The following is a 1,124-nucleotide window of genomic DNA, read 5'->3' on the forward strand; positions in this document are numbered from 1 at the left end:
GCGACCCGGCCGATTTCCTTCACCGCACCCTGGTCCATCCAGATCGCCGTCGTGCACAGGGCGCGGGTCGCGGCCATGTTGTGGCTCACAAACAGCACGGTGCGCCCGGCCTTCGAGACTTCGCCCATCTTGCCGAGGCACTTTTTCTGGAACTCCGCGTCGCCGACTGCCAGCACCTCGTCGACAATCAGGATTTCCGGCTCAAGGTGCGCGGCGACCGCAAAGGCCAGCCGCACATACATGCCCGAGGAGTAGCGCTTCACGGGCGTGTCGAGGAACTTCTCGACCTCGGAGAAGGCCACGATCTCGTCGAACTTGCGCCGGATCTCGGCGCGGCTCATGCCGAGGATGGCGCCGTTGAGGAAGATGTTTTCGCGGCCGGTGAGCTCCTGGTGGAAGCCGGTGCCGACCTCGAGGAGGCTGGCGACGCGGCCGCGGATGCGCACGGAGCCGGAGGTCGGCTCGGTGATGCGGCTGAGGACCTTCAGCAGCGTGGACTTGCCCGCGCCGTTGCGGCCGATGATGCCCACGACCTCGCCCTGCGCCACGTCGAACGACACGTCCTTCAACGCCCAGAAGTCCTCGTGCGTCTGCGCCCGCGCGACCTGCCGCTGGCGCAGCCACCGCAGCGGACTGCGAAACACGTCCTCCAGCGCATGGCGCAGGCCGTCCTTCGCATCGCGCTGGTGGCCGATGACATATTTTTTCGACAGGCGCTCGACTTGGATCACAGGGACGCTCACGGAGAATAAAAAAGGTTATCGCTCCCGGTGCGGGGAGAGGGAGAAGCCGGTGGCCATGGAGAAAAATCGTGCATCAGGTTTCAGGTCACCTCAAGGCAGAGAGGTTTCGACCTGATCGCAGCTCTCAAATGACGTCGGCGAACCCCTTTTCCGTTTTGCGGAAATACCAGATGCCCGTCACGAGCAGAAACCCCACCACGAGCAGCGAGAGCAAGAGCCCCGGCCAGTAAATCGTGTTTTGGCCGCCCAGCAGGCACCAGCGAAAGCCGTCGATCACGCCGACCATGGGATTGACCGAGTAGAGCAGGCGCCACTCCTCGGGGACCTTGGTGCTCAGGAAGCCCACGGGAGAAACGTAGAGGCCAAACTGCACGGCAAACG

General features: G+C 63.8%; 1 protein-coding gene and 1 pseudogene. Both read right to left on the reverse strand.

Going from position 1 to position 1,124, the window contains the following annotated elements; all coding sequences use genetic code 11:
• On the reverse strand, positions 1 to 731 hold a 731-nt coding region (locus Q8M85_RS03500; RefSeq protein WP_305540329.1), incomplete at its 3' end, for an ABC transporter ATP-binding protein.
• A gap of 136 nt (positions 732 to 867) precedes the next feature.
• Positions 868 to 1,124, reverse strand: a pseudogene (locus tag Q8M85_RS03505) (ABC transporter permease); the annotation flags it as partial.

Source organism: Tabrizicola sp., assembly GCF_030694085.1.
In the GTDB taxonomy this organism is placed as follows: domain Bacteria; phylum Pseudomonadota; class Alphaproteobacteria; order Rhodobacterales; family Rhodobacteraceae; genus Tabrizicola.